Here is a 26,129-nt window from a genome sequence, read left to right on the forward strand (position 1 = left end):
GGGGATTGCCGGGTCAACAATGCCTGACGTGGCCCGTTGCCACGTCACTGACAGGCCATCGCAAGGAGCCGACTGTGCGCGACGTTTCATAAATTGCCAATCGGGAGGTCCGTCGCGATCATTGCGGTACATCTGTTCTTATAACGGCCGGAATTATAGGTCACCGCCGGGTGACAAATCAGACTTCCGAACGACTATCCTCGGATAGTGCGGGGCAAACCTCGTCCTGACGTGGTGACCGTGGTTGCAAAGTATAGCTCGCGATGTGGTTTGGTTTCCGAATTATGGCGTGAATGACCGGGTTCGCTCCAGGTCCTACCGGACCATCAAAGCCGCAATCGCATGTGAGCGAAACTGGGCGTGCGCCATGCAGCGATGGAGTGGACCTCTTTCCGTCCCGGCGCTACACCTTGGCGGCGTGAGTCCGGGAGGTTGGGATGGCGGCTGCGAAGGGCGTAGGGGAGTTATCGGGGGAGGAGGCCGCGGCCGAACTTGCCAGGCTGGCGGAACTGCTTGCTGACGCGAACATCGCCTATCATCGCGATGACGCACCGAAAATTTCTGATGCGGACTACGACGCATTGAAACGGCGCAATGCCGAGATCGAGGCGCGTTTTCCCGACCTGAAGCGGGCTGACAGCCCCAGCGAGCAGGTTGGCGCTGCGCCGGCGCGAGGTTTTGCGAAAGTACGGCACAGCGTTAGGATGCTGTCCCTCGGCAACGCGTTCAATGCAGACGACGTGCGGGATTTCGACCGGCAGATACATCGTTTCCTGGGATTGGACGAGGATACGCAACTGTCGTTCACGGCGGAACCGAAGATTGACGGGCTCTCGCTCTCGCTGCGTTACGAGGCCGGTAAATTGGTGCAGGCGGCAACGCGCGGCGACGGCGAGGAAGGCGAGAACGTCACGGCGAATGCGCGGACGATCGACGACATTCCGGAGGCGCTGGATGGCGCACCTGAGGTCCTGGAGGTTCGGGGCGAGGTTTACATGGCGCATGAAGACTTCGCGGCGCTGAATGCGCGGCAGGAAGCGGCGGGGGGCAAGACATTCGCCAACCCGCGAAACGCCGCTGCAGGTTCGTTGCGCCAACTCGATCCGACAATCACGCAGTCGCGGCCGCTGCGGTTCTTCGCCTATGCGTGGGGCGAGATTTCGGAGCCTCTGGCGAGAACCCAGTCCGGTTCTCTGGCGCGGCTGAAGGCGCTTGGCTTTGCCACCAATCCACAAACGAAGCTTTGCAACGGTGTTGAAGAGATGCTGGCGCATTACGAGGCGATCGCCGCCGAACGGGCGCTGCTGGGCTACGATATCGACGGCGTCGTCTACAAGGTTGATGATCTGGGTTTGCAGGCGCGGCTCGGTTTTCGGTCCACCACACCGCGTTGGGCTGTCGCCCACAAATTCGCAGCGGAGGTGGCGGTGACGCAACTGGTGGCCATCGAAATCCAGGTGGGCCGAACTGGAGCCCTCTCGCCCGTTGCGCGGCTGAAACCGGTGACAGTGGGCGGTGTCGTGGTGTCCAACGCAACGCTGCACAATGCCGATTACATTGCCGGCCGCGACAGTACCGGGGCGGAAATTCGCGAAGGGCGGGACATTCGTGTCGGCGACTGGGTTGAAGTGTATCGCGCGGGCGATGTGATCCCGAAAGTGCGGGATGTGGACGTTTCGCGGCGACCCGCAGGTTCGGTTCCGTATGAGTTCCCGACGAAGTGCCCGGAATGCGGCTCCGACGTGGTGCGGCCGGAAGGTGAGGCGGTGGCACGTTGCACCGGTGACCTGATCTGCCCAGCGCAGGCGGTGGAAAAGCTGAAGCACTTTGTCTCCCGGGCTGCGTTCGACATTGAGGGGCTGGGAGCCAAGCAGGTGGAAGCGTTCTTCGCCGATGGCTGGATAAAGGAGCCGGGTGACATCTTTAGGCTGAAGGAGCGCTTTGGTCCTGGGCAAATTCAGGCGCTCAAGAATCGCGAAGGTTGGGGGGCGAAATCGGCGGAAAATCTGTTCGCGGCGATCGACGAGAAACGCAGCATTCCGCTGGCACGGCTGATCTTCGGCCTCGGCATCCGGCATGTCGGCGAGAGTTCTGCCGGATTGCTGGCGCGACGCTATGGCAATTGGGAAGCATTTCGGACGGAAATGGCGGCGGCGCGGGATCACGAGGGCCCGGAATGGGAGGCGCTGAACGGAATAGACGGCGTCGGAACGGTGATGGCTGGGGCCCTTGTCGACTTCTTCCACCAGGCGGAGGCGCGGGCGGCGGTCGACCGGCTGGTGCAGCATCTGACTATCGAGGATGCCGAAGGTGTCGCCGGCGACTCTCCGGTGGCGGGCAAGACCGTCGTGTTCACGGGGACGCTGGAGACGATGACACGGGCCGAGGCCAAGGCGCAGGCGGAGGCGCTCGGCGCGAAGGTTTCGGGATCCGTGTCGGCGAAGACGGATATTCTGGTGGCGGGGCCGGGGGCCGGCTCCAAGTTGACGAAGGCGGAATCGCTGGGCGTTAAGGTGTTGAGCGAGGAAGACTGGCGGGCGCTGGTTTCGTGAGTGGGCGTCCGGAGATCCTGTTTCCGCTGTTCGGTGATCTGGAGGGACTCGCCGGAATCGGCCCGAAGATCCGAACGGCACTGGAAAAGCCAGCAATTACAAGGCCGAGAGATCTGTTATTCACCCTGCCAACGGCCGTGGTCGACCGGCGGCTGCGAAAGAGTGTGCAGGGCGCACCACTGCCCGGGGTCGTGACCGTGGAAGTGGAGGTGGTGTTGCATCAGGCCCCCTCCGGACGGGGGCGACCATACCGGGTGACTGTGCGGGACGCCGAGACGGATTTTCATCTGATCTTCTTCCACCCGCGCATCGACTGGCTGCGCAAGGTTCTGCCAATGGGGCAGCGGCGGATCGTTTCGGGCAAGGTGGAACTGTTCGACGGGGTGGCACAAATGGTGCATCCCGAGCACATTCTTCCGCTGGATGAATCGACCGCTTTGCCGGAGTTCGAGCCGGTCTATCCGCTGACCGAGGGGGTGACGCAAAAGGTGATGGCGCGGGCGGCGGCGGATGCGCTGGACAAGACGCCGGCTCTGCCGGAATGGATCGAACCCACGGTGAAGGCGGCGGCGGAATGGCCGGACTGGCGCGAGGCGCTGCGGGCAGCCCATGCGCCGGATGGGTCGGCGGCGCTGTCGCCCCAGAGCCGGGCACGGGAACGGCTGGCTTATGATGAGCTTCTGGCGCATCAGATGACACTGGCGCTGGCCCGCGCTGCGGAGCGGCGCAAGAAGGGACGAGCGACGCAAGGGGACGGTCGTTTGCGCCGGGCAGTGCTGGCGGCGCTGCCCTATGCGCCGACGGGGGCGCAGGACCGTGCAGTCGCCGAGATCGTCGGCGACCTTGGGGCACCCCGGCGAATGAACCGGTTGCTGCAGGGCGATGTCGGATCCGGCAAAACGCTGGTGGCGCTGATGGCGATGCTGGCGGTGGTGGAGGCCGGGGGGCAGGCGGCGCTGATGGCGCCGACGGAAATTCTGGCGCGCCAGCACCTGGAGGCGCTGGTGCCGCTGGCTGAGGCAGCGGGCGTACGGCTGGAGGTGTTGACGGGGCGAGACAAGGGCGAGTCGCGGGCCGCGAAGATGGCGGCGCTGGCGGCGGGGGAGATCGGGATACTTGTGGGAACACACGCGCTGTTTTCGCGTGACGTGGTTTTCGCCGATCTGCGTCTGGCGGTTGTCGACGAGCAGCACAGGTTTGGTGTGCGGCAACGCATGGATCTCGGGGCGAAGGGGGCGGCTGTCGATGTGCTGGTGATGACGGCGACACCGATACCGCGCAGTCTCGAACTGGCACATTACGGCGATATGGACCTTTCGGTGCTGGACGAGAAACCACCGGGGCGGCAGCCAATCGATACGGTGCTGATCAGCGCCGGGCGGCTCGACGAAGTCGTGACGCGGCTCGACCGGGCTTTGTCAGAGGGGCGGCAGGCCTATTGGGTATGCCCACTTGTCGAGGAATCGGAGACGGTTGAGGCAACAGCGGCAGAAGCGCGCTTCAAGTCATTGCGCGCGACGCTGGGCGAGGGCCGCGTCGGGCTGATCCACGGGCAGATGCCACCGGCCGAGAAGGACGCGGTGATGAAAGATTTCGTTGCCGGGCGATTGCAATTGCTGGTGGCAACAACGGTGATTGAGGTGGGTGTCAACGTTCCTGCGGCGACGATCATGGTGATCGAGGGGGCCGAGCGGTTCGGCCTGGCGCAACTGCACCAGTTGCGGGGGCGGGTGGGGAGGGGCAGCGGCAAATCCACCTGCATGCTGGTCTATTCCGGACCTCTGGGGGAGACGGCTCGGGCGCGGCTGGAGATGATGCGCGAGACTGAGGATGGTTTTCGGATCGCCGAGACCGACCTGAAGCTGCGGGGCGCGGGCGATGTGCTGGGCGTGCAGCAGTCGGGTCTGCCGAAATTCCGCATCGCCGATCTGGAAGGGCAGGCGGCGTTGATGAAGACGGCGCAGGACGATGCGCGACTGCTGCTGAATGCCGACCCGAAACTGGAGAGTTTCCGCGGCAAGGCAATGCGGGTGCTGCTTTACCTGATGGAGCAGGACAAGGCGATTCTTTTGCTGGGTGTGGGTTAGCCCGGAGGGGGTTGGGGCGCCGCGTATAACCGTATGAAATTGCTAAGGTAGCCTTAATTTTGCATTTTGTTCGCACAAAGTTCTTGACGAAGGGTTAAGAAAATGAGAACAATCAGGCAACACGGAACGAAAGGAGATCATCATGTACGCATCGTTGAGCCGCGCAGTTCGGGAAGAGCCCAAGGGGTGGGTTGCTGACACGGCGGGACTGGCGGCGGTATGCGTCATGGTGATTTCTGCCCTTTTCGTACCGGGTATGCTCTGATCACTGACTTTGCCTGCGGACCCTTTGCAACATGACACATCTTTGATGTGAGGGCGGCCCTGCCTGCGCCGGCCCCTTCATGACGGGAACGCCACTTCATCGCCGCATCCTTTTGGGGATCGCGGCGATTTTTTTTTGATCGGCGGGTAGCCGGGGCAGGTCCGGAGGGGGAATCGGGGGCGGTGTCTGCCGGACTTGCGACCGGATCATGCGCGGCGGCGCAGGATCGCATTAATCACATATCAAATTTGGAGATAATTGTCGTCAAATTGCCCAATTTGTGATTTTCAGTGCTGCACGCCGCAGGCTACTGTGTATTTGGTGTGGTGATTGTGGAGTTTGTATGTATGCGTACGCTTAAGAGTGGGGATTGTAGCGTTGCCTGATGCCAGAGATTGGCCGGAGGTCGTCGAAGTGACGGTCGACCCGGCTTTCGTTCACAGTCATGGATCCGAAGAGACTGGAGAAGACCACGGGCCGGAGGATCATCCGGAGGTGGAAGGCGGTGCCGATGCGGCTCCGACGCCGGGAACCCTGACAGAACTTTCGACTTACCTGACCGACGGCTATTGGGAAGAGACCCACCGCGCCCGCCATACGTTCAACTTGGCCAGCAGCGGAATCGGCTCCAATGATGGCGTGATCACCTACAATGTCACCGGTTACTTCAACGACGAAGACGGCATGGATGTGGCGCGGCAGGAACTGGTGCGGGAGGCATTCCGCCAGTACGAGACGCTGACCGGTATCCAGTTCGTCGAATCGACTGAAGTCACCAACGAAGTGGATATCTTCTTTGGCGACGCGATGAGCGGCGCCAGCGCGAGATATTTCATCTATCAGGGCACGGAAACGACGAGCCGGGTGGAGATCAACATTTCCCCGGATTTCTATTCCGGTCAGACGGAAGTGGGCGATGGCATTTACCGGACCGTCATTCACGAGATCGGTCATGCCATGGGCCTTGGCCACATGGGCAATTACAACGGCGAGCACGTCACATGGGCAGATAGCCGCTCGTTCGACAATGACAGTTGGCAGTTGTCGATGATGTCGTATTTCTCGCAGATCGCCAACCCGACCGTCAACGCTACCTATGGCCACGTGATCGGGCCGATGGCGGCGGACATGCTAGCGCTCGATTCGCTCTACGGCGATCTTGGATATGGATCGGCCGGGGCCTATCTCGGCGATACCGTCTGGGGCTTTCATACCTCGGTGCAGGAGAGCAGTTCGGCTGCCTATGCGCATCTGGTAGACTACCTGTCAAACAACGCAGTCACGATTGTCGACGGCGGCGGGGAAGACACGATCGATCTGTCCGGTTTCGCCATGGATCAGCGCATCGATGTGCGCAGGACCAGCGAAAGCCATACCGCACCACGGACTTCGGACGTGGGCGGTGGTGTCGGCAACCTGACACTGGCCGTCGGAACCCTGATCGAGAATGTGATCGCCGGGACGGGCGACGATTTTGTCTTCGGCAACAACTGTGCCAACTGGATTGAGGGACGCTCCGGCAGTGACAGGCTGATGGGCAAGGGTGGCGACGACCTGATTTTCGGGGGCGCCGCCAATGACTTTCTGCGGGCCGGCAACGGCAACGACGAGTTGCATGACGGCTGGGGCGTGGACAGGATGTGGGGTGGGGAGGATCTGGACGTCTTCATTCTTGCCCATGACGATCAGCGCGACTTCATCCAGGACTGGGAAGCGGGCGATCTGATCGACATCGCTAGTTGGGGGCTGGTGGACGAGGGCGATCTGGAATTCGTTCAGAGGACTGAGGAGTGCATCCTGGTGCGCGAAGTCGGAGGCAGCGAGTCGCTGATGATCCGGAGCGGCAACGGCGAGATCAATGTCAGCGATTTCGCAGCCGACGTCTTCATCTTCATTTGAAACCGATGCAGGCGTGCGCCGTCAGGCGCAGTTCGCCTTCACCTCTTCCATAGCGGCCAGCGTCGCTTCCAGCGTGAGCATTATGGAGGCGTGACGGTTCTTGTAATCCTTCGCCGGTTCAAGCACGTCGAAGCCATCGAATGGTGCGGACGGGACAGGGCCGCCTTCCTTGAGCATGGCGCGGAGTTCATCGCGGGCGCGGGTAACTTCTTCCTGCGTGCGGCCGATCATGTTGGCGCCTGAAACGGCAGCGGAAGCCTGACCGAGGGCACAGGCCTTGACGTCCTGCCCGTACTCAACGATCCGACCGTCCTTCACGGTAAGGTCCACGGTTACGGTCGAGCCGCAGAGTGGTGATCGCTTCATCGCTGTTGCCTGCGGAGCTGTCAGGCGACTTGTGTGTGGAATGTCAGCCGCCAGCGCCAGAATGCGCTTGGAGTAGAGCTTGATCATATCGCCGTCGGGCATCGGTATTCCTTGCGCTTTTCATCGCTGGGTTAACCCCATAGATAGGGGCAAAACCATTGTCTGGGAAGGGTATGCGATGGCCAAGTTCGATCCTGAAACATTGCGGTGGACGCAGGACGGGCTGGTTCCCGCCATTGCGCAGGATGCCGAGGGCGGGCAGGTGCTGATGATGGCGTGGATGAACCGGGAGAGCCTCGACGCGACGCTGGCTACCGGGAATGTCACCTATTGGAGCCGCAGCCGGCAGGAATTGTGGCGCAAGGGGGCGACCTCCGGGCATGTTCAGAAACTGGTGTCGCTGGCGATCGACTGTGATCGTGACTGCATCCTGATGCAGGTGACACAGGTCGGCGCGGCGTGCCACACGGGACGGCGGCATTGCTTCTACACTGAAATCCGAGACGGACAGGAAGTTGTGACGGAAGATCCGCTATAGCTTGGCATGTCCCGCGGAGGTTTCGAGGCCGATCATGCGACGGATATCTCCGGGGGTTGCACCTTCGGCGCGGTAGTGCGCGATGGCGCGGGCATCGTCGCGTTTGGCGAGACGTTTTCCGGCCTCGTCCCGGATCAGCCGGTGGTGATGAAAGACCGGTACTGGCAGGCCGAGCAGGTGCTGGAGCAGAACATGGATGTAGGTCGCCTCGAACAGATCCTGCCCGCGCGTGACGTGGGTAATCTGCTGATATGCATCATCCACAACGACGGCGAGATGATAGGAAGTGCCCAGATCGCGGCGGGCGAGGACGATATCACCGGCTGATGAGACGAGGTTGGTCGGCGCAAACGAGATGTCGCCGGTTACGCCCCTGGGGCTCTGTCCGGTTTCCGTAAAATCGAGTAGTCCGGTGGCGCTGGTGGCGGCGGCCATGTCGAGCCTGAGCGTGATATCGCCCTCAGGCAGTGGGCCGGTGCGGCTGTGGCGGTGTCGGCACGTGCCGGGATAGACAGGGCCGTCCGGGCCTGTGGTCCATACACCTTCCTGTGGTGCCGAAAGCGCTGCCTGAATGTCGCGGCGGCGGCAGGTGCAAGGGTAAATTATCCTTCGTTTCCAAAGGTTTTCCAGTGCTTCCTGATGGGCTGGGAGGCGCTCTGACTGGCGCAGGACCGGTTGCGGCCAGTCCAGTCCCAGCCATTTGAGATCTTCGAAGATCTGGCTTTCCCATTCCGGGCGGGCGCGGGACCTGTCGATATCCTCGATCCGCAGCAGAAAGGTGCCACCGTCCACCTGGGCGTTCTGCCAGCCAGTGAGGGCGGAGAACGCATGGCCTAGGTGCAGGGGGCCGGTGGGCGACGGGGCGAAACGCTCAGAATGCCTTGCGGAGGACATAGACGGTGGATTTCAGGCCGATCTTCGGCAGGTGGGGTCCGTGTTCCTTGAACTCGATGATCGCGTGGCCGCAATCTGTATTTTCCCGCAGGCGGCCAGCGTAGCTGCGATCCTGCAGCGCGTGATCGTTCAGCGAGAAGACGAGGCGTCCGGCTCTGGGCAGAAGTGCGAGGAGATCGTCCATAACGTCGGCTGGTGCATGACCGGGTGTCAGCACGCCTATGGCGGCGATGCTCGTGTAATCGCCGGCGGCAAAAGGCAGGGGATCCGTGAGGTCGGTTTGAACGAGGTTGCGATAAACCCCCTTGGCTCTGGCCTTCGCCAGCATCTCCGGGGAGAAATCGGTGCCGTCGATGGTGGTGAAGCCGGCGGCATGCATGGCCTCGCCGCTCATCCCCGTGCCGCAGCCGATGTCGAGCAAGGGCGCATTCAGATCGGGGGTAAGTGACCTGAGGGCGGCGGCTGCGCGGGCGGGCGTGGCATAGCCATTTTCACGCACTTCATCGTCGTAGCTCGCCGACCAGTCGTCGTAGAAGCTTCGGGTCTCGTCCTTTCCCTGAAGATCATAGACCGTTTCGAGGTATTTCTTGTTCATCATACCATCCCTCATGACAGTCTAGCGTCACTTGGGATGGTGTCCAGCTTCAGGCGGCGGCGTGCTGCCCTAGCCAAGCTGTGAAATCCTGCTTGGCACGGTCTGTGTAGGCCTTGTAGCGATCCTTGCGGCCGCGGCGGCCGCCCTTCAGGCCTTCGACGGCAGGGAAGAGGCCGAAATTGACATTCATGGGTTGAAAGGTCTTCGCTTCCGCACCGCCGGTGATGTGCGTGACAAGTGCGCCCATGGCGGTGGTGGGCGGCGGTGGCCGCAGCGCGTTGCCGAGCGCTTCTGCCGCAGCGAGACGCCCGGCGAGCAGGCCCATGGCGGCACTTTCGACATAGCCTTCGACGCCGGTGATCTGGCCGGCGAAGCGGAGATCGGGACGGGACTTCATGCGCAACTGCTCGTCCAGCAGGCGCGGCGAATTGATGAAGGTATTGCGGTGGATGCCGCCGAGACGGGCAAACTCCGCGTTCTCCAGCCCAGGGATCATGCGCAGCACTTGCGTTTGTGCAGCGTATTTCATCTTCGTCTGGAAACCGACGATGTTGAACAGCGTGCCGAGCGCATTGTCCCGCCGAAGCTGGACGATGGCATGGGCTTTTACGGTCGGGTTGTGCGGGTTGGTGAGACCGACGGGTTTCATCGGACCATAGCGCAGGGTTTCACGGCCGCGTTCGGCCATGACCTCCACCGGCAGGCAGCCCTCGAAGTAGGGGGTGTCCTGCTCCCAATCCTTGAATTCCGTTTTCTCGGCGGCGAGGAGCGCGTCGAGGAAGGCTTCATACTGTTGCCTGTCTATGGGACAGTTGAGATAGGCGGTACGATCCTCCTCCGTCTCGCCCTTGTCGTAGCGGGATTGGAACCATGCCTTTTCCATATCGACGCTGTCAGCGTAGACGATGGGCGCAATGGCGTCGAAGAAGGCGAGTGCATCTTCGCCGGTGGCGGCCAAGATTTCCTGCGCCAGGGCCTGCGACGTGAGAGGGCCGGTTGCGATGATGGTGCTGCCCCAGCTTTCGGGCGGCAGGCCGGTGATCTCGCCCCGTTCGATGGTAACATTGGGGTGGGCGTTGAGCCTTTCGGTGACTTCCTCAGAAAAGGCCTCCCGGTCGACGGCGAGAGCGCCGCCGGCAGGCAGGCTGTGGCGATCGGCTGTGTGCATGATGAGGCCACCGGCAGCACGCATTTCCCAATGTAGGAGGCCGACGGCATTCTGCTCACTGTCGTCGGAGCGGAAGGAGTTGGAACAGACGAGTTCGGCGAGGCCGTCGGTCTGATGGGCGAATGTGCCAGTGACAGGACGCATTTCATGAAGAACAACGGGCTGGCCGGCCTCGGCGATCTGCCAGGCGGCCTCGGACCCGGCCATGCCGCCGCCGACGATGTGGATTGGGGTGCTCATGGGCGGGATTTAGGCGCTAACAGCGGAAAAGGGAAGGGGCGGGTAGGGACTGCAAGCTTACGGCGCGAAGATATGCTCCGCGCCGGACGGCCCGCATTTCTGTCCGGTGCGTCCGTTCAGGACTCGTCGTCTGCCGGATCTTCAGAATTTTCCGCGATCCAAGCAACGGAGACGACTTCCTCACCCGGGCCGGTGTTGAACACACGCACGCCCCCTGCGCTGCGCGAGCGGTAGGAGATACCGTTGACGGGGCAGCGGATTGACTGCCCTGTCGAAGTGACGAGCATGATCTGATCGTCGAGATCGACGGGGAAGGAAGCGACAAGATTGCCGCCGCGCATTGCCTTGTCCATTGCCGCCACGCCCTGGCCCCCGCGCCCGCGCACCGGATAGCCGTGGCTGGAGGACAGTTTGCCCGACCCCTTGGCGGAAATGGTCAGGATCAGGTCTTCGGCGGCGGACATTTCAGCGTAGCGCTCCTGCGAGAGAGCGACATCCGCGACGGCGTCCTCTTCTTCCTCCGCACCGTCTTCATCTGTACCTGCCACGGCGCGGCGCATCTTAAGATAGGCCGCGCGTTCTTCGGAAGTGGCTTCGAAGTGTCGTATCACGGCCATGGACACAACGCGGTCACCCTCTGCCAGTCGGATACCACGGACGCCTGTACTATCGCGACCCTTGAACACGCGGACGGCTGTAGTTGGGAACCGGATAGCCTTGCCCAAAGCCGTGACGAGCATGACATCATCATCCTCGGACGCAATACGCGCGTTGATCAGCGATGTGCCCTCCGGCAATTTCATCGCTATCTTGCCATTGCGCATCACGTTGGTGAAATCGGATAGCGCGTTGCGGCGCACGTCGCCCTCCGAAGTGGCGAAAACGATCTGCAACTCGTCCCATTCCTCTTCCGCCCGGTCGACCGGCATGATCGCAGCGATCGACGTGCCTTGAGGTATCGGCAGAATGTTGACAATCGCCTTGCCGCGCGCGTTGCGCCCGCCCTGCGGAAGCCGCCATGTCTTCAACTTGTAGACCATGCCTTCTGTCGTGAAGAACAGCAGTGGCGTGTGGGTGTTGGCGACGAAGAGCGTGGTGACGAAATCCTCGTCCTTCGTGGCCATGCCCTGCGTGCCCTTGCCGCCACGTTTCTGTTCACGGTACTCGGTCAACGGCGTGCGTTTGATGTAACCGGAGTTCGAAACGGTGACGACCATTTCAGCCCGCTCGATCAGGTCTTCGTCCTCCATGTCGCCCGCATGTTCGAGGATCTCGGTACGGCGCGGCACGGCGAACTTCTCTTTCACTTCCGCGAGTTCGTCGGAAATGATCGCCATAATCCGTTCGCGGGAGCGCAGGATATCCAGGTAGTCGGCGATTTTAGCGGCCAGTTCCTCCAACTCGTCTGTGACTTCCTTGACCCCGATCTGGGTCAGGCGCTGAAGGCGAAGTTCGAGGATGGCGCGGGCCTGGGCTTCGGAGAGATTATAGGTGCCATCATCGTTCATTGTATGGCTGGGGTCGTCAATCAGTTGGATGTAAGCCGCGATTGCCTCCGCCGGCCAACGCCGGGTCATCAGTTTTTCCCGTGCCTCGCCGGCATCGGCGGAACTGCGGATGGTGGCAACCACCTCGTCCACGTTCTCGACGGCGACTGCGAGACCACAGAGAACGTGGCTCCGTTCGCGCGCCTTTTCCAATTCATAGGCGGTTCGGCGGGCAACCACTTCCTCACGGAAGGAAATGAAGTTGGTGAGGAAGCTGCGGAGGGTAAGTTGTTCCGGCCGGCCGCCGTTGAGCGCCAGCATGTTGCAGCCGAAGCTGGTTTGCAGGGGCGTGAAGCGGAAGAGCTGGTTAAGGACGACTTCCGCCGTCGCGTCGCGCCGCAGTTCCACAACGACGCGGACGCCGAAACGGTCAGACTCGTCCTGCACATGGGCGATGCCCTCGATCTTCTTGTCGCGGGCGAGTTCGGCTATTCGTTCGATCAGGGTGGACTTGTTGACTTGGTAGGGGATCTCGTGGGCGACGATGGCGAAACGGTCCTTGCGGATTTCCTCCACGGTGGTCTTTGCGCGGATAACGACGGACCCGCGGCCCTCTAGATAGGCCTTTCGAGCGCCCGAGCGGCCGAGAATTTGCCCGCCGGTAGGGAAATCGGGTGCGGGGACGTACTCCATCAGTGCTTCCGAGGACAGATCGGGGTCTTCGATCAGCGCCTGCGTCGCATCGATTACCTCGCCGAGGTTGTGCGGCGGGATATTGGTGGCCATGCCGACGGCGATACCACCGGCACCGTTGACGAGCATGTTGGGAAAGCGCGCCGGCAGGACCACAGGCTCCTTGTCCTTGCCGTCATAATTGTCCTGGAAATCCACCGTGTTCTTGTCGATGTCCGCCAGCAGGTAATTGGCCGGATTGTCCATCCGCACCTCGGTGTAGCGCATGGCTGCAGGGGCATCGCCATCCATGGAGCCGAAGTTTCCCTGACCGTCCAGCAGCGGCAGTGACATCGAGAAATCCTGCGCCATGCGCACCAGCGCGTCGTAAATGGCGCTGTCACCATGCGGGTGATACTTTCCCATGACATCACCCACAGGGCGGGCGGATTTGCGGTAGGGCTTGTCGGCGGTGTTGCCGGTTTCATCCATCGCGTAGAGGATGCGTCGGTGAACGGGTTTGAGGCCGTCGCGCAGGTCAGGGATGGCGCGGGAGATGATTACCGACATCGCGTAATCGAGGAAAGATGTCTCCATTTCCTCTTCGATGGTGATGGTCGGTCCGTCGTAGGCGGACTTTTTCGGTGCGTCGTCTTCCGGCGGTGTCTGCTCGTCGCTCACTGGGATTTTCCCTGCTATATCTTGTGAAGGTCAGTTTATACGACCGCGATATGGGGGAAAAGGTCTTTCTGGCAATCAAGTGGAATGATCGCCTGATCTGGGGCGCCCGGTAGTACCGGGCGGCCCGTTGAAGAAGTTCTAAGGATAATCCGTCAGAAAGGGATCTCGTCGTCCAGATCGCTGCCGCCCGACGGTCCGGATTGGCCGCCGCCGTAGCTGCCGCCGCCGCCACCCGAGTAGCCGCCGCCACCGCCATAACTGCCGCCACCGCCGCCGCCCGAGCCCTGCGGGCTGTCAAGGAAGGTCATTTCGCCGCCGAAGTTGCGGATGACAACCTCGGTTGAGTACCTGTCCTGTCCGGACTGATCCTGCCATTTGCGGGTCTCGAGCTTTCCTTCGAGGTAAACCTTGGAGCCCTTTTTGAGATACTGTTGGGCAAGATCGGCGAGGCGCTCGTTGAATATCGCTACCGTATGCCACTCCGTCCGCTCCCGGTTCTCGCCGCTGTTGCGGTCGCGCCAGCGTTCCGAGGTGGCGACGCGAAGGTTGCAGACCTTGCCGCCGTTCTGGAAGGAGCGGATTTCGGGGTCGGCGCCGAGGTTGCCGATCAGCATGACTTTGTTGAGGCTTCCCGCCATTTCATTTCCTTTTCCTTCGAATCCGTTGGCAGAGAGTAAACAGGTTCAAATGGCAACGCCAAGCGTCAAACGGTTAACGGTGGGATGACAGACAGGCGGGTTTGCGGTATGGGAGTTGCCGGAAGATCAGTGGTCGGGCAGAGACACTGGCGAAGGACGGCCTGGAGGTGTGATGCGGTATTTGGTTCTTGCGTTCGGGCTTGCGGCCCTTCCCGTGGAAGTGCTGGCGGGAGACGGCATTCTGTTCGGCAACTCCTCCAGCCTACCGGCATATGACCGGGACCTGATCCGCAAACCCGTCCCTGGAAAGCTGAAGAATGTACCGCCAGAGCCGCGGATTGCGCGGAGTGTGGACCGGCCGGGAGTGGGGCTGGATGTGTACAGTTCCGGCTTCTATGGCACTGCAAATGTTCCGAAAAACGAGTATACGAACATCGCGCGGGCGGCGGCGGTTCGGCACGGGGTGCCGGTGGAACTGTTCCTGAAACTGGTGACACAGGAAAGTGGTTGGAATCCTTCAGCAAAATCGCACAAGGGGGCGATCGGGCTGGCGCAATTGATGCCGCAAACGGCGCGGGGGTTGGGGGTTAATCCGCATGATCCGCAGCAGAACCTGGAAGGGGGCGCGCGCTACCTTTCGCGGCAGTACGCGAAGTTCCGGAGCTGGCGGCTGGCACTGGCGGCGTACAACGCCGGGCCGCAAGCCGTTGAAAAATATGGCGGAGTTCCGCCGTACAAGGAAACGCAGAACTACGTGCGGATCATCTACGGGCGCTGATGGCGCGCGGGCGGGACGCAGCACTCCCCGCAGCCTGCCAAAGCCGGGTTTGGTATGGGTTCGGTATGGTTTCGGTATTGCGACGGTTTCTGTGGGGTACGCCAAAGGTCATGGATTCGATTACCTTCGGCCCTGGCCGCCGCCACGGCCCGACCGGCGGGCTGTGCGGCTGCGATGGCAGGTAATAGATTCGATTACCCTCGGATATCGGGGCTTCGGGGTGAGGGAAGTGCGGGCACGGGCGCTTAGGGCCGGTTTGCCGCTACGGCCCGCGGGAGGCGCATTGGCGGCACGCTGGGGAGGCTGGAGAGCGTATGGGTTTGTGATCCGGTTATGGTAATGCGACTGGTATTGTTGGGTATTGTGGTGACGACGGCAAGTTCAAATGATGAATTCGGCTATTAGGAGACAGTCTGGGAGGTCGAAGGAAAGGTTAGCTTCGACGTAATCACGTTTTAGGGTTTTCCACTTGCTTGCGCTGAGACAATCGACCTGAAATTTGCTCGTCTAGGCGTCCTCGAAGCTTTGGGTTTGTTGTTCTGGCTCGCAATTGTTTCAGTTCAGCTATCATCTTTAGTTGGCGGTTGGGTAAGTGAGTACCGCCTTCTTTTACAATAACCCCTGTGATATCAGCAGGGGCGTTAATTAAGCTGACTTCTTTCGAATCCTTAAGGCGCAGTCCATTTCCAAATATTAATTTCTTGATGTCCCATATTAGAGCCTTGGGAACAACGTCGCCAGAAATTGTTATGTCGTCTGCGTAGAGGCTGAGTTTACAATCTCGGGCTTTCACCAGCTCTTCAACGGCAAGCCAAACATGGCTGTTGCTGTAGTAGGCGAGGATCGGACTACATGGAGAACCTTGGGGCAAGCATTCATTCAGAGTAACTAAATGAACTAGAACAGCGGTTACATCCCGAGAGCATTCGAGCACTCGATGGAAAAAGTGGGCGACGTTGTTGGCGGAACAACTTGGGAAGTAGTCCGCGACATCAAGCAGCCAGAACGCCTTCGACTCTTTATGGTGCGCAGCATTTTCGACGTAGGAACGCCCTTTAACTGGGCTAAAAAGGAACTCGGGGGCTTTTACTCGTCCCAAAAGATCACCAATACGCTTTTGCATCGCTTTGAGTTGCACGTCAGGAATGTCGATAGGTCGGTAGCTCTCGGCCTTTTCCGGAGGGGGAGGCTGTTTCAGCCATGCGCCTCTTTCATGATCCTTTAGCTTCTTATGCTTCCAGCGACGGACGTAGAGGTCACTGCGGTGGCTGATCTCGTCCAAGGTATTTGCGGATACCCTAAGAAGCTCGGCAAGTTGCTTCCGGCTTCTCAGGCGAAAAAATGGGCTATCCTTGAGATGGTAACCGCCGTCAGACTGCTTCTTCGGCATCTGCTTTTCTTTCAACGAAACGCAGAATGTCGATGACTTTGCCTGCAATTTTTGAACGAATCTTATCGCCAGATTTGGCGTTCGGAAGTTCCTCCGCGAAGAACAAGATCGAAGAAACCGGAATCCTGAATTCTGTCGCGTATCGCTGGATCAGATCAAGCGAGGGAGTTTTGTTACCCTTTTCGATCTCCGAGATATGGGACCTCGAGACGCCGATTTTTTTTGCCAGTTCGACCTGCTTCAAGTCATGGAACACCCGGATTAACCTTAGTGCTTCATTGATCATATTTTAATCCCGTTTGCCTTTCCCGCTTAGACATTAGGCGGGCGGCGATTAGCCGGGCGATCCGAAAATCGCCATCAACCACCGGACCAGCCGGTAGATGAAGATAGCCACCCTAAGGATGACCATCACGGTGCGAGGGTTTCGGAGTTTCCTCCAAAACCGACGTCGCCGCCGCCGTCGGTGTGTATCTTCAGAGAGAGCCATATAGCTCCTCCTTTCTGTTGGCCCCGGCGCAACACCCACAGTGGATGCTACTAACCAAGGGTCCTCACCCAACAGAAAACGGAAACCGACGACTGAACCCTTTGCCTAGACGCGATAGCTGTCCTTGCTATCGCGTCTGCTTCGCCCGCCGCCGTCCCCTCGTCCCCCTCCGGGGACTCCGGGCCGTGTGCGGTAGAAGTGGTAGAGGGGAGAACCCCTCCGCGCTTGAACAAGTCCAAGCTGGGTATGAGGAACTTCTTCCGTTATTACACAAAGTGAATGTGGGAAGGGTCTCGTCATCTTTCAAGGGAAAAAGTTCGCGTTGAGCGAATTTTTTCAACCAAAGTCTAAAATCTTACTTAAAACGAGGCATTTGAGCTGAGTGGCGCGAACTTTCCCTTGTCGTCCAAAATATGAATTCAGACCATCGTATATCAAGCCGGTCACCGTTCCAAAGCAGGTTTAGACCACTCACCCTGCCCGGCACAAAGGCGTCAGCCCGTGGGCGAGCGCCTGTTCGTGTCTTGCCTGAGGCACGCTTCCAGCGCGACCGGGCTGGTGCTTGGCTGGTGTTGCGCGGAATACACCGTGGATTAAGATTCACCAACTGGAATTTGCGCAACGGAGGGGCAGCGCCGGTCCGGGGGGGTGGCGCTGCTGATCTGGATGTCATGCGCTTTATGGTTGCCGCGTGTCTTTTACATCTGATGTTTGCGCTGACGGCAGCCGAGCGCCAGCCCGCGGGGACGGGCCGGCGCTGGCCCGGCGGGTTTCGCCCTTGATTCCGGGCCGGGGTGGGCTGGCGTTCATTCTTTCTTAACGGGCCTTGCGCGTATTCTCGTTTTGTTCCACTCTCCGCATCTGGGACTCACCGCAAATCCGACTATATAAGCGCGGGTGAGCGAGAGGGATGGCATGGGCGAGCTGAAGAATATCGAGATCCGGGGGGCGCGGGAGCATAACCTCAAGTCGATCGACGTGGACATTCCGCGGGACCGGCTCGTGGTGATCACGGGGCTGAGCGGGTCGGGCAAATCCTCGCTCGCCTTCGATACGATCTATGCGGAGGGGCAGCGGCGGTATGTCGAGTCCCTCAGCGCGTATGCCCGGCAGTTCCTCGACATGATGCAGAAGCCCGATGTGGACCATATCGCCGGGCTGAGCCCCGCGATCTCCATCGAGCAGAAGACGACCTCGAAGAACCCCCGCTCCACCGTGGGCACCGTGACCGAGATCTACGATTACATGCGGCTGCTCTTCGCGCGCGTCGGCACGCCGTATTCGCCGGCCACCGGGCTGCCGATCGAGGCGCAGCAGGTCTCGGACATGGTGGACCGGGTGATGGCGATGGAGGAGGGGACGCGGGCCTATCTGCTGGCACCCATCGTGCGGGACCGCAAGGGCGAGTATCGCAAGGAATTCGCGGAACTGGCGAAGCAGGGTTTCCAGCGGGTGAAGGTGAACGGCGAGTTCCACGAGCTGGACAGCCCGCCGGTGCTGGACAAGAAGTATCGCCACAACATCGACGTGGTGGTTGACCGGCTGGTGGTGAAGGAAGGGCTGGAGACGCGGCTGGCGGATTCGTTCCGGACGGCGCTGGACCTGGCGGACGGGATCGCCATTCTGGAAACGGCGGTGGACGAGCCGGAGCGATTCACGTTCTCGGAGAAGTTCGCCTGCCCGGTCTCGGGCTTCACGATCCCGGAAATCGAGCCGCGGCTGTTTTCGTTCAACGCGCCGTTCGGGGCCTGCCCGGATTGCGACGGGCTGGGGGCGGAGCTGTTCTTCGACGAGCGGCTGGTGGTGCCGGACCAGAACATCAGCCTGGCGGGCGGGGCGATCGCGCCCTGGGCGAAGAGCAATTCGCCGTATGTGCGGCAGACGGTGGACGCGCTGGCCAAGCATTACGGTTTCGACAAGAAGGCGAAATGGAAGGACCTGCCGGAAGAGGTGCAACAGCTGATGCTGCACGGGTCGTCCGGCGAGAAGATCAAGTTCCGGTATGACGAGGGCGGGCGGGTCTACGAGATCAGCCGGGCGTTCGAGGGGGTGATCCCCAACATCGAGCGGCTGTACCGGGAGACGGAGAGCGACCACCGGCGCGAGCAATTCGAGCGGTATCAGAACAACCGGCCCTGCGGCACCTGCGGGGGCTACCGGCTGCGGCCGGAGGCGCTGGCGGTGAAGATCGGGATGCGGCATGTGGGCGAGATCGTCGAGCTGTCGATCCAGGAGGCGCTGGACTGGGTGGAAGCGGTGCCGGAGGCGCTGAGCGCGCAGAAGAACGAGATCGCGCGGGCGATCCTGAAGGAGATCCGCGAGCGGCTGGGCTTCCTTGTGAATGTCGGGCTGAATTACCTAACGCTGAGCCGGGCGGCGGGGACGCTAAGTGGCGGCGAGAGCCAGCGGATCCGGCTGGCGAGCCAGATCGGCTCGGGGCTGACCGGGGTGCTGTACGTGCTGGACGAGCCGTCCATCGGACTGCACCAGCGCGACAATGACCGGTTGCTGCTGACGCTGAAGAACCTGCGCGACCAGGGCAATACGGTGATCGTGGTCGAGCATGACGAGGAGGCGATCCGCGAGGCGGATCACGTGATCGACATGGGGCCGGGTGCGGGGGTGCATGGCGGCAGTATCATTGCGCAGGGCACGCCTAAGGAAATCGAGGCGGCGGCGGACTCCATCACCGGTGCCTACCTGACGGGCAGCCGGGAAATCGCGGTGCCGGCGGTGAGGCGCAAGGGCAACAAGAAGAAGCTTCGGGTCGAAGGCGCCACCGGCAACAACCTGAAGGACGTGACGGCGGATTTCCCGCTGGGCCTGTTCTGCTGCATCACGGGTGTGTCGGGCGGCGGCAAGTCGACGCTGACGATCGAGACGCTGTTCAAGACTGCGTCCATGCGGCTGAACGGGGCGCGGCAGACGCCGGCGCCTTGCCGGACGATCAAGGGGTTGGAGCATCTCGACAAGGTGATCGACATCGACCAGCGGCCCATCGGGCGCACGCCGCGTTCGAATCCGGCGACCTACACGGGTGCTTTCACCCCGATCCGGGACTGGTTCGCCGGGCTGCCGGAGGCGAAGGCGCGGGGCTACAAGCCCGGGCGCTTCAGCTTCAACGTCAAGGGTGGGCGCTGCGAGGCGTGCCAGGGTGACGGGGTGATCAAGATCGAGATGCATTTCCTGCCGGATGTCTATGTCACCTGCGAGAGCTGCGGCGGCAAGCGCTACAACCGCGAGACGCTGGAAGTGCTGTTCAAGGGCAAGAGTATTGCCGACGTGCTGGACATGACCGTGGAGGACGCGGAACAGTTCTTCAGCGCTGTACCTTCGATCCGTGAAAAGATGACGGCGCTGATGCGGGTGGGCCTCGGTTACATCAAGGTCGGCCAGCAGGCCACGACACTGTCTGGCGGCGAGGCGCAGCGGGTGAAGCTGTCCAAGGAACTGTCCAAGCGGTCTACCGGGCGGACGCTCTACATTCTCGATGAGCCCACCACGGGGCTGCATTTCGAGGATGTGCGCAAGCTGCTGGAGGTGCTGCACGAACTGGTGGACCAGGGAAACTCGGTGCTGGTGATCGAGCACAATCTCGATGTCATCAAGACGGCTGATCATATCATCGACATCGGCCCGGAAGGCGGTGATGGCGGTGGCGAGATTGTCGCTGTTGGCACACCGGAAGCAGTGGCGGCAGAACCGCGCAGCCATACGGGGCGATACCTGAAGGATATTTTGAAGGCACGGCGGATCGCCGCGGAGTAACGCGGGAGCGGGCGGCAAGTGAGTGCGTCTCGCCCAGGCCGGGAATGTTTATTCAGTTATTTTGATGGGTTGCAAGAATTGGCGTAGTATTCACATAGTATAAACCGAATTGCGGCTTTTCGTTGCCGAAGTGCCTGATACGGCCACGCTTTGTCCATTTTCCGGCGACTACGGCTAGATAAGACCCTTGCCGCGCCCCATTTCCGCCTCAGGCACTGTCAATTCTTGAAGACAGGAGCGGGGCAAGATCGAAATGGAGATGTCAAATGGACAAAGTAGTTAGCCTCGGTTTTGTTTTGTGTGCAGCGATTGCGATCTTTATCAGTATGAACAAGACTGCCATTCAGGAAGAAGGTTTCAGCACCGTCGTCGCGTCCTATATCGAGGGATAAGCTGGCGGCCCCGATCGGGGCGACTGAGACCGAAACAGATGATCTGAAAAAAGGCTCCCGCGAGGGAGCCTTTTTGGTTTTACTGGCCGTCTCGATCAGTTGAGGATGGCAGAGACAGCACCGATGAGGTCCAGCACTTCGCGGGTTTCGCGGTTGACCCGAAAAACGTAGTCGCCGGAGCGTATATAGCTTTCGCCACGGCGCAGGCCGTAACGCTCCGGATCGCGGATGAAGATCACGTCATCGTCATAGCGGTCACCACGGTGGTAGCGCGTGTGTCGGCGATCATCGTCGTCGCGGTGCCACTTCTTCGCCTGCCCCGGAGGGACGCAGGCGGGCGATTTCTTGGCCAGGCCCGGCGGGCAATGACGATTGTTGTCGGCCATCGCAGGCGTTAGCGAGGTTGCTGCCAGCAGGCTGGCTATGGCGAGGGTACGGAACATGCGTTCACTCCTTTTAACTGGCCCGGAACATATTCCTGATCGGGCAAATTTGATAGGGAACGCTGCGACCGTGGGCGGTGTTCCGCTTCAAGTTTTCTTGCGGAGCATTTCAAGCACGGCAGAAAAATCGCGTCCCCTACCGCCCTGTTCAACAAAATTGGCGTAGAGTTCTGTCGCGCGGGCGCCGATAGGCGTGGTAGCACCGGTGCTTTCCGCCGCGTCTTGCGACAACAAAAGATCCTTCAGCATCAGTTCCGCAGCGAAGCCGGGGCGATAATCGTTGTCGGCGGGCGATTGCGGGCCGATGCCGGGTGCGGGGCAATAGGTGTTTACGGACCAGCAGGAGCCGGAGGAGGTCGAAACGACGTCGAACATCTTCTGCCAGTCGAGACCGAGTTTCTCGGCGAGGGCGAAGGCTTCGCAGGTGCCCAGCATGGAGATTCCGAGAATCATGTTGTTGCAGATCTTGGCGGCCTGGCCGGCGCCTGCTTCGCCGCAGTGTACGGATTTGGCGCCCATGATCTCAAAAAGTGGCTGGGCCTTGGCGAAGGCTTTTTCGCTGCCGCCAGCCATGAAGGTCAGAGTGCCGGCCTGTGCGCCGCCGATACCGCCGGAGACGGGGGCGTCGACGGGAAGCAGGCCTGCTTCCAAAGCTTGCTCCGCGACGGCACGGGCGCTTTCGACATCGACCGTCGAGCAGTCGATGAAGGCGGTGTCGGCGGCCATCGCCGGGATGATCTCCGCCGCGACCGTGCGGAGGATCGCGCCGTTGGGCAGCATTGTGACGACCGCGTCCCGCCCGGTGGCTGCCTCCGACGCGCTGGCGGCGATGGTGACACCCTCAGCCGTCGTGCCCGCAACATCGAAGCCGGTGACCTCATGGCCCGCGTTCGCGAGGTTCGACGCCATCGGCGCCCCCATGTTTCCAAGCCCGATAAATCCGATCTTCATAGCTCCCTCCGGTTCTTCTTCGTTCAAGTATCCAATCGCGGACGTGGGTGCGGGAGCCGACGTCAATCCAGATCGAGCGTGTCGTCGCCCAGCGGAATCAGCATTCGCACCATGTCCATTTGCGGTACGGCCTCCACGCTCTCGTGCTTCCACTTCGGCTGCCGGTCCTTGTCGATGATCATGGCACGGATGCCTTCAACGAAATCCCCCTCCTCGGCGCTGCGGTAGGTGAAGCGATACTCCATCTCCAGCGCGGGGCGGATGTGGTCGAAGGCGCGGACGCGACGCACGAGTTCGAGTGTACAGGCAACGGAAAGAGGTGAGCAGCGGCGAATGGCGGTTTCAGTTTTCGCGGCAAATGCGCCAGGGGCAAGACCGCGGAGGATATCGGGCACCGTTGCGCCGGCGAAGCCCAAGTCGATTTCTGCCCGATGGGTGGTCAACGCGCCGTTCGGCGGATTTTCGGCTGCCGCGTCCACCGCCGACCAGTCGCCGGTTTCTTCCAGCGTTGCAATCAGGGCGGGCCATTTCGCTTCGGGGATGAAGTAGTCGGCGAAGCCGGCGAGGAGGGCATCGGAGGCGTCCATCTGGTGTGCGGTGAGGCCGAGGTATTCACCGAGCCGGCCCGGCGCGCGGGCAAGGAGGAGCGAGCCACCGACATCCGGCACGAGGCCGATGCCGCACTCCGGCATGGAAATGCGGCTCGACTCACACACGATGCGATGGGAACCGTGCAATGAGATGCCGACGCCGCCGCCCATGGTGAACCCCTGACAAAAGGCAATGTAGGGTTTCGGGAAGTCGAAAATCTTGGCGTTGAGGCGGTATTCATCCTGCCAGAACCGGCGGCCATAAGCGAAATCGCCCCGGCTGGCGGTGTCGTACATCGCCGCGAGGTCGCCGCCGGCGCAGAACGCCTTCTCGCCCTCGGCATCAATGATGACACAGGCGATGGCGGCGTCATCGGCCCATGCGTCGAGCGCGGTCTCGATCTGCGTGGCCATTTCATAGGTGAGTGCGTTGAGCGCCTTCGGTCTTGTCAGGGTGACGCGGCCGGCGCGGCCGGAACGGCGGATGTCGATGTCGCTCATGCAGTCTCCGCCAGCAGGTCGCGGGCAACGATCAGGCGCATGATCTCATTGGTGCCTTCGAGGATCTGGTGAACGCGCAGGTCGCGGACGATCTTTTCAATGCCGTAGTCTTCCAGATAGCCATAGCCGCCGTGGATCTGGAGCGCCTCGTTGGCGACGCGGAAGGCGGCGTCGGTGACGAACCGCTTGGCCATGGCGCAGTGGCGGGTGGTGTCGGCGGCGCCGGTGTCCAATTTCCATGCGGCCTGGCGAAGAAAGACGCGGGCGGCCTGAAGCTCGGTTTCCATGTCGGCGAGCTTGAACTGGAGTGACTGGAACTGGTCGATGCTGCGGCCGAAAGCCTTGCGCTCTCCGGCATAGGCGATGGCGGCGGAAAGCGCGGTCTGCGCCGCGCCGAGGGCGCAGGCGGCGATGTTGAGGCGGCCGCCGTCCAGCCCGGCCATGGCGTAGGTGAAGCCACGGCCCTCCTCGCCGAGCAGGGCGTCAGCGGTGACCTTGCAATCGTCGAACTGGACCTGAGCGGTTGGCTGGGCACGCCATCCCATCTTGCGTTCGTTGGCCCCGAAGGTGAGGCCGGGGGCACCGTCGGGCACCAGCATCGCCGAGATGCCGCGCGGGCCATCCTCGCCGGTGCGGACCATCGTCAGGTAGACGTCGGAATAGCCGCCACCGGAAATGAAGGCCTTGGTGCCGTTCAGGGTGTAACCCTCATTGCTGCGCTCCGCCCTTGTGCGCAGGGCTGCCGCGTCGGAGCCGGAGCCGGGTTCGGTAAGGCAGTAGGAGGCGATGGTCTGCATGGACACGAGGCCGGGCAGCCACTGGCGTTGCTGCGCCTCCGTGCCGTATCTGGCGACCATGCTGGTACACATGTTGTGGATCGACAGGAACGCGGCGATCGTCGGGCAAGCCATCGACAGCGCCTCGAAGATCAGGGTGGCGTCGAGACGGGAGAGGCCGGAGCCGCCGTGCTCCTCGGGTGTGTAGATGGCGGCGAGGCCAAGGCTGGCCGCTTCCTGCAGGACATCGCGGGGCAGGGTGGCCTCCCTGTCCCATTGCAGGGCGAAGGGGGCGATCCTCTCCTGCCCGAAACCGTGGGCCATTTCCCGGATGGCGGACTGCTCCTCCGTCAGTGCGAAGTCCATGCACGTTCCTTCCCTGATGCTCTTGCTCCGGTTTCGACGGAACCGGTTGGCTTTGGCGTACCACGATCAAGGCGAGGCTGAAAAGGAGTCTGCCGCGATGGTGGCGAGATTAATCGCGTTGCTGGTCCTGCTTTTCTGCGCCGGGGGCGCAGTGGCCGAGACGCGGGTGACGCTGGCCGACGGGCGCAGCTATCTGATCGCAGTGCCGGAGGGTGTGAAGCAGCCGCCGCTCGTCGTCATGCTGCATGGCGGCGGCGGCAACGGCGCGCAATCTGCCCGATCTTCGGGGATGACCGCACCGGCGCTGCGGCGTGGCTTTGCCATTGCCTATCCGGATGGAAGCGGTCGCAGTCGCATGAAGACGTGGAACGCCGGGCATTGTTGTGCGCGTGCGGCGCTGACGCGGATGGATGACGTGGCATTCGTGCTGCGGGTGGCCGACGATGCCGCGCGGCGTTTCGGCACCGACCGCAGCAACCTGTTCGTCGCGGGCATGTCGAATGGCGGGATGCTGGCCGAGCGGATCGCGGCGGAGCGTCCGCGCGAAGTGCGGGCGGTAGCATCGGTAGCGGGGGTGCTGGACTTGGCCCGGATCAAGCCGCGCGGAGCTGTGCCAGTGCTGCATATGCACGGCACCGAAGATGAGATGGTTCCCTATGCCGGTGGCAGGGGTGCTCTCGGCCTGACCTATGCGGCGGCAGAGGATGTACTGACAGCGTTTTTGCAAGCGCAACGGCGCGGGCTGACCAAGACGCGCAAGGTGATCGATCAAGCGCGGGACGGGATGCAGACGGAGAAATTCACCTATGCCAGCAGCAGCGGCAGACCGGAGGTGGTATTCTATCGTATTGTCGGTGGCGGCCATGCCTGGCCAGGCGGCAGCAGGGGACGCAGCACAACCCGCGACATCAACGCCCCGCACGAAATATTTGCGTTTTTCAAGGCGCATCTGCGGAAGTGAGGCTTTGACCGCTTACGATCATACGCCTGCACGGTGAGCAAGCTACGGAAATCAGGTCAGTTGCCGAAATTGATCGTGACGGACACGCCGGGACGGTGCACCGGATAGTAGCGGCCGTCGGAACCGAGGACCAGAGACAGGCCCGGTGGGTAGCTCGGGTAGACGGGATGGTAGCCGGTGCTGGGGCAGGGGCGTGACAGTGTGGTTTCCTGTCTGCGGACCAGCAGGCCACCGCTGCCGCCCTCACCAGGACGCAGCGGCCGCTGCGCCTGGGGTTGATAGACGCGACCAGTGGTGCAGCGCGGGTCGTGATAGGTGCCTAGGCGCGGGAGTACGGCCACCGGTGCGCTTGAGCGGGATTCGGCAAGCTCTGCGGCTTCCGCTTCGCGAGCCTTGCGAGCGGCTTCGGCGATCCGCTCCGCTTCTCTGGTACGATCCTCTGCCTGCGTTTCAAAGAAGCTGCGGCGTGCCTCACTGTCGCCAAACACCTTGAACCGTTCCTGCGCCGTGCCAGCGGAGGCGGCCATGGTGACGAGAAGGGCGGCGATGGTGAGCGTGGCTTTCATGGCACTGAATATAGTCTGTTCAGCGGAAATTGCACGTGGTGCGGAGCCAAATCTGTCTTTCCGGCGACGGAAGCC

Annotated in this window: 22 protein-coding genes; 9 read left to right on the forward strand and 13 right to left on the reverse strand. The window is 61.6% G+C overall.

Features of this window, described 5'->3' with window-relative positions:
• The first annotated feature begins 437 nt into the window (after positions 1 to 437).
• From ligA to GO499_RS04560, 4 genes are all read left to right on the forward strand, one after another.
• Positions 438 to 2,552, forward strand: a complete 2,115-nt coding sequence (gene ligA, locus GO499_RS04550) for an NAD-dependent DNA ligase LigA (protein WP_161861078.1) — start codon at positions 438 to 440, stop codon at positions 2,550 to 2,552.
• Positions 2,549 to 4,639: an ATP-dependent DNA helicase RecG gene (gene recG, locus GO499_RS04555; RefSeq protein WP_161861079.1), complete on the forward strand. Its 2,091-nt coding sequence runs from the start codon at positions 2,549 to 2,551 to the stop codon at positions 4,637 to 4,639. Before ligA ends, recG begins: the two co-directional genes overlap by 4 nt.
• Before the next feature lie 142 nt (positions 4,640 to 4,781).
• Positions 4,782 to 4,904, forward strand: coding sequence for a hypothetical protein (locus GO499_RS19630; protein ID WP_284154895.1), 123 nt, complete (start codon positions 4,782 to 4,784; stop codon positions 4,902 to 4,904).
• A gap of 378 nt (positions 4,905 to 5,282) precedes the next feature.
• A complete protein-coding gene (locus GO499_RS04560; protein ID WP_161861080.1) occupies positions 5,283 to 6,803 on the forward strand; it encodes a M10 family metallopeptidase in 1,521 nt (506 codons plus the stop codon).
• 21 nt (positions 6,804 to 6,824) lie between these two features.
• Here the strand turns inward: GO499_RS04560 and GO499_RS04565 are convergent, their stop codons facing one another.
• Positions 6,825 to 7,271, reverse strand: a complete 447-nt coding sequence (locus tag GO499_RS04565; protein ID WP_161861081.1) for an iron-sulfur cluster assembly scaffold protein — start codon at positions 7,269 to 7,271, stop codon at positions 6,825 to 6,827.
• A 76-nt stretch (positions 7,272 to 7,347) separates the two neighbouring features.
• On the opposite strand from GO499_RS04565, the gene hisI reads away from it, so the two are divergent.
• Complete coding sequence (hisI, locus tag GO499_RS04570) at positions 7,348 to 7,707, forward strand: phosphoribosyl-AMP cyclohydrolase (protein ID WP_161861082.1); 360 nt, start codon at positions 7,348 to 7,350, stop codon at positions 7,705 to 7,707.
• On the opposite strand, the gene gluQRS is transcribed toward hisI, so the two are convergent.
• From gluQRS to ssb, 5 genes are all read right to left on the reverse strand, one after another.
• Positions 7,702 to 8,601 carry a tRNA glutamyl-Q(34) synthetase GluQRS gene (gene gluQRS / locus GO499_RS04575; RefSeq protein WP_161861083.1) on the reverse strand — a complete coding sequence of 300 codons (900 nt, stop codon included), beginning with the start codon at positions 8,599 to 8,601 and terminating at the stop codon, positions 7,702 to 7,704. The genes hisI and gluQRS overlap by 6 nt on opposite strands.
• Positions 8,579 to 9,199 (reverse strand): class I SAM-dependent DNA methyltransferase, encoded by a 621-nt coding sequence (locus GO499_RS04580; protein ID WP_348520799.1) that lies wholly within the window; start codon positions 9,197 to 9,199, stop codon positions 8,579 to 8,581. The genes gluQRS and GO499_RS04580 overlap by 23 nt, the downstream gene beginning before the upstream one ends.
• A 46-nt stretch (positions 9,200 to 9,245) precedes the next feature.
• Positions 9,246 to 10,604, reverse strand: a complete 1,359-nt coding sequence (gene trmFO, locus GO499_RS04585; RefSeq protein ID WP_161861084.1) for a methylenetetrahydrofolate--tRNA-(uracil(54)-C(5))-methyltransferase (FADH(2)-oxidizing) TrmFO — start codon at positions 10,602 to 10,604, stop codon at positions 9,246 to 9,248.
• 116 nt (positions 10,605 to 10,720) lie between these two features.
• Positions 10,721 to 13,444 (reverse strand): DNA gyrase subunit A, encoded by a 2,724-nt coding sequence (gene gyrA, locus GO499_RS04590; protein WP_161861085.1) that lies wholly within the window; start codon positions 13,442 to 13,444, stop codon positions 10,721 to 10,723.
• Positions 13,445 to 13,596: 152 nt separating this feature from the next.
• Positions 13,597 to 14,082 carry a single-stranded DNA-binding protein gene (ssb, locus tag GO499_RS04595; protein ID WP_161861086.1) on the reverse strand — a complete coding sequence of 162 codons (486 nt, stop codon included), beginning with the start codon at positions 14,080 to 14,082 and terminating at the stop codon, positions 13,597 to 13,599.
• A gap of 172 nt (positions 14,083 to 14,254) precedes the next feature.
• Between ssb and GO499_RS04600 the strand changes: the two genes are divergently transcribed.
• Positions 14,255 to 14,860 (forward strand): lytic transglycosylase domain-containing protein, encoded by a 606-nt coding sequence (locus tag GO499_RS04600; protein WP_161861087.1) that lies wholly within the window; start codon positions 14,255 to 14,257, stop codon positions 14,858 to 14,860.
• Positions 14,861 to 15,308: 448 nt separating this feature from the next.
• On the opposite strand, the gene GO499_RS04605 is transcribed toward GO499_RS04600, so the two are convergent.
• Positions 15,309 to 16,250: a reverse transcriptase family protein gene (locus tag GO499_RS04605; RefSeq protein ID WP_161861088.1), complete on the reverse strand. Its 942-nt coding sequence runs from the start codon at positions 16,248 to 16,250 to the stop codon at positions 15,309 to 15,311.
• A complete protein-coding gene (locus tag GO499_RS04610) occupies positions 16,231 to 16,536 on the reverse strand; it encodes a helix-turn-helix transcriptional regulator (protein WP_161861089.1) in 306 nt (101 codons plus the stop codon). Before GO499_RS04610 ends, GO499_RS04605 begins: the two co-directional genes overlap by 20 nt.
• A gap of 1,119 nt (positions 16,537 to 17,655) precedes the next feature.
• Between GO499_RS04610 and uvrA the strand changes: the two genes are divergently transcribed.
• Both uvrA and GO499_RS19635 read left to right on the forward strand, forming a co-directional pair.
• Positions 17,656 to 20,508 (forward strand): excinuclease ABC subunit UvrA, encoded by a 2,853-nt coding sequence (uvrA, locus tag GO499_RS04615; protein ID WP_161861090.1) that lies wholly within the window; start codon positions 17,656 to 17,658, stop codon positions 20,506 to 20,508.
• 266 nt (positions 20,509 to 20,774) lie between these two features.
• The gene (locus tag GO499_RS19635; protein WP_284154896.1) at positions 20,775 to 20,900 is read left to right on the forward strand and encodes a hypothetical protein; all 126 of its coding nucleotides are present in this window, start codon (positions 20,775 to 20,777) and stop codon (positions 20,898 to 20,900) included.
• Between the two features lie 95 nt (positions 20,901 to 20,995).
• Here the strand turns inward: GO499_RS19635 and GO499_RS04620 are convergent, their stop codons facing one another.
• From GO499_RS04620 to GO499_RS04635, 4 genes are all read right to left on the reverse strand, one after another.
• Positions 20,996 to 21,343, reverse strand: a complete 348-nt coding sequence (locus GO499_RS04620; protein ID WP_161861091.1) for an excinuclease ABC subunit A — start codon at positions 21,341 to 21,343, stop codon at positions 20,996 to 20,998.
• Between the two features lie 87 nt (positions 21,344 to 21,430).
• A complete protein-coding gene (gene mmsB / locus GO499_RS04625) occupies positions 21,431 to 22,294 on the reverse strand; it encodes a 3-hydroxyisobutyrate dehydrogenase (RefSeq protein WP_161861092.1) in 864 nt (287 codons plus the stop codon).
• A gap of 62 nt (positions 22,295 to 22,356) precedes the next feature.
• Entirely contained in the window at positions 22,357 to 23,385 is a 1,029-nt protein-coding gene (locus GO499_RS04630) for an enoyl-CoA hydratase/isomerase family protein (protein ID WP_161861093.1), read from the reverse strand.
• The gene (locus tag GO499_RS04635) at positions 23,382 to 24,527 is read right to left on the reverse strand and encodes an acyl-CoA dehydrogenase family protein (RefSeq protein ID WP_161861094.1); all 1,146 of its coding nucleotides are present in this window, start codon (positions 24,525 to 24,527) and stop codon (positions 23,382 to 23,384) included. The genes GO499_RS04630 and GO499_RS04635 overlap by 4 nt, the downstream gene beginning before the upstream one ends.
• A gap of 97 nt (positions 24,528 to 24,624) precedes the next feature.
• Between GO499_RS04635 and GO499_RS04640 the strand changes: the two genes are divergently transcribed.
• On the forward strand, positions 24,625 to 25,488 hold the full coding sequence (locus GO499_RS04640) for a CE1 family esterase (RefSeq protein ID WP_161861095.1): 864 nt from the start codon (positions 24,625 to 24,627) through the stop codon (positions 25,486 to 25,488).
• A 56-nt stretch (positions 25,489 to 25,544) separates the two neighbouring features.
• On the opposite strand, the gene GO499_RS04645 is transcribed toward GO499_RS04640, so the two are convergent.
• Entirely contained in the window at positions 25,545 to 26,054 is a 510-nt protein-coding gene (locus tag GO499_RS04645; RefSeq protein ID WP_161861096.1) for a hypothetical protein, read from the reverse strand.
• Between the last annotated feature and the right edge of the window lie 75 nt (positions 26,055 to 26,129).

This window comes from Algicella marina, from assembly GCF_009931615.1.
GTDB classification, from domain to species: Bacteria; Pseudomonadota; Alphaproteobacteria; order Rhodobacterales; family Rhodobacteraceae; genus Algicella; species Algicella marina.

What these genes read in the sequence shown, in the direction of transcription:
- hisI (WP_161861082.1), top strand. Translation starts at nt 7,348, where the DNA reads ATGGCCAAGTTCGATCCTGAAACATTGCGGTGGACGCAGGACGGGCTG.
- ligA (WP_161861078.1), top strand. Translation starts at nt 438, where the DNA reads ATGGCGGCTGCGAAGGGCGTAGGGGAGTTATCGGGGGAGGAGGCCGCG.
- GO499_RS04565 (WP_161861081.1), bottom strand. Translation starts at nt 7,271, where the DNA reads ATGCCCGACGGCGATATGATCAAGCTCTACTCCAAGCGCATTCTGGCG.
- GO499_RS04605 (WP_161861088.1), bottom strand. Translation starts at nt 16,250, where the DNA reads ATGCCGAAGAAGCAGTCTGACGGCGGTTACCATCTCAAGGATAGCCCA.
- GO499_RS04610 (WP_161861089.1), bottom strand. Translation starts at nt 16,536, where the DNA reads ATGATCAATGAAGCACTAAGGTTAATCCGGGTGTTCCATGACTTGAAG.
- trmFO (WP_161861084.1), bottom strand. Translation starts at nt 10,604, where the DNA reads ATGAGCACCCCAATCCACATCGTCGGCGGCGGCATGGCCGGGTCCGAG.
- GO499_RS04635 (WP_161861094.1), bottom strand. Translation starts at nt 24,527, where the DNA reads ATGGACTTCGCACTGACGGAGGAGCAGTCCGCCATCCGGGAAATGGCC.
- GO499_RS19630 (WP_284154895.1), top strand. Translation starts at nt 4,782, where the DNA reads ATGTACGCATCGTTGAGCCGCGCAGTTCGGGAAGAGCCCAAGGGGTGG.
- GO499_RS04580 (WP_348520799.1), bottom strand. Translation starts at nt 9,199, where the DNA reads ATGATGAACAAGAAATACCTCGAAACGGTCTATGATCTTCAGGGAAAG.
- ssb (WP_161861086.1), bottom strand. Translation starts at nt 14,082, where the DNA reads ATGGCGGGAAGCCTCAACAAAGTCATGCTGATCGGCAACCTCGGCGCC.
- uvrA (WP_161861090.1), top strand. Translation starts at nt 17,656, where the DNA reads ATGGGCGAGCTGAAGAATATCGAGATCCGGGGGGCGCGGGAGCATAAC.
- GO499_RS04645 (WP_161861096.1), bottom strand. Translation starts at nt 26,054, where the DNA reads ATGAAAGCCACGCTCACCATCGCCGCCCTTCTCGTCACCATGGCCGCC.
- GO499_RS04620 (WP_161861091.1), bottom strand. Translation starts at nt 21,343, where the DNA reads ATGTTCCGTACCCTCGCCATAGCCAGCCTGCTGGCAGCAACCTCGCTA.
- mmsB (WP_161861092.1), bottom strand. Translation starts at nt 22,294, where the DNA reads ATGAAGATCGGATTTATCGGGCTTGGAAACATGGGGGCGCCGATGGCG.
- GO499_RS19635 (WP_284154896.1), top strand. Translation starts at nt 20,775, where the DNA reads ATGGACAAAGTAGTTAGCCTCGGTTTTGTTTTGTGTGCAGCGATTGCG.
- GO499_RS04630 (WP_161861093.1), bottom strand. Translation starts at nt 23,385, where the DNA reads ATGAGCGACATCGACATCCGCCGTTCCGGCCGCGCCGGCCGCGTCACC.
- gluQRS (WP_161861083.1), bottom strand. Translation starts at nt 8,601, where the DNA reads ATGTCCTCCGCAAGGCATTCTGAGCGTTTCGCCCCGTCGCCCACCGGC.
- GO499_RS04600 (WP_161861087.1), top strand. Translation starts at nt 14,255, where the DNA reads ATGCGGTATTTGGTTCTTGCGTTCGGGCTTGCGGCCCTTCCCGTGGAA.
- GO499_RS04640 (WP_161861095.1), top strand. Translation starts at nt 24,625, where the DNA reads ATGGTGGCGAGATTAATCGCGTTGCTGGTCCTGCTTTTCTGCGCCGGG.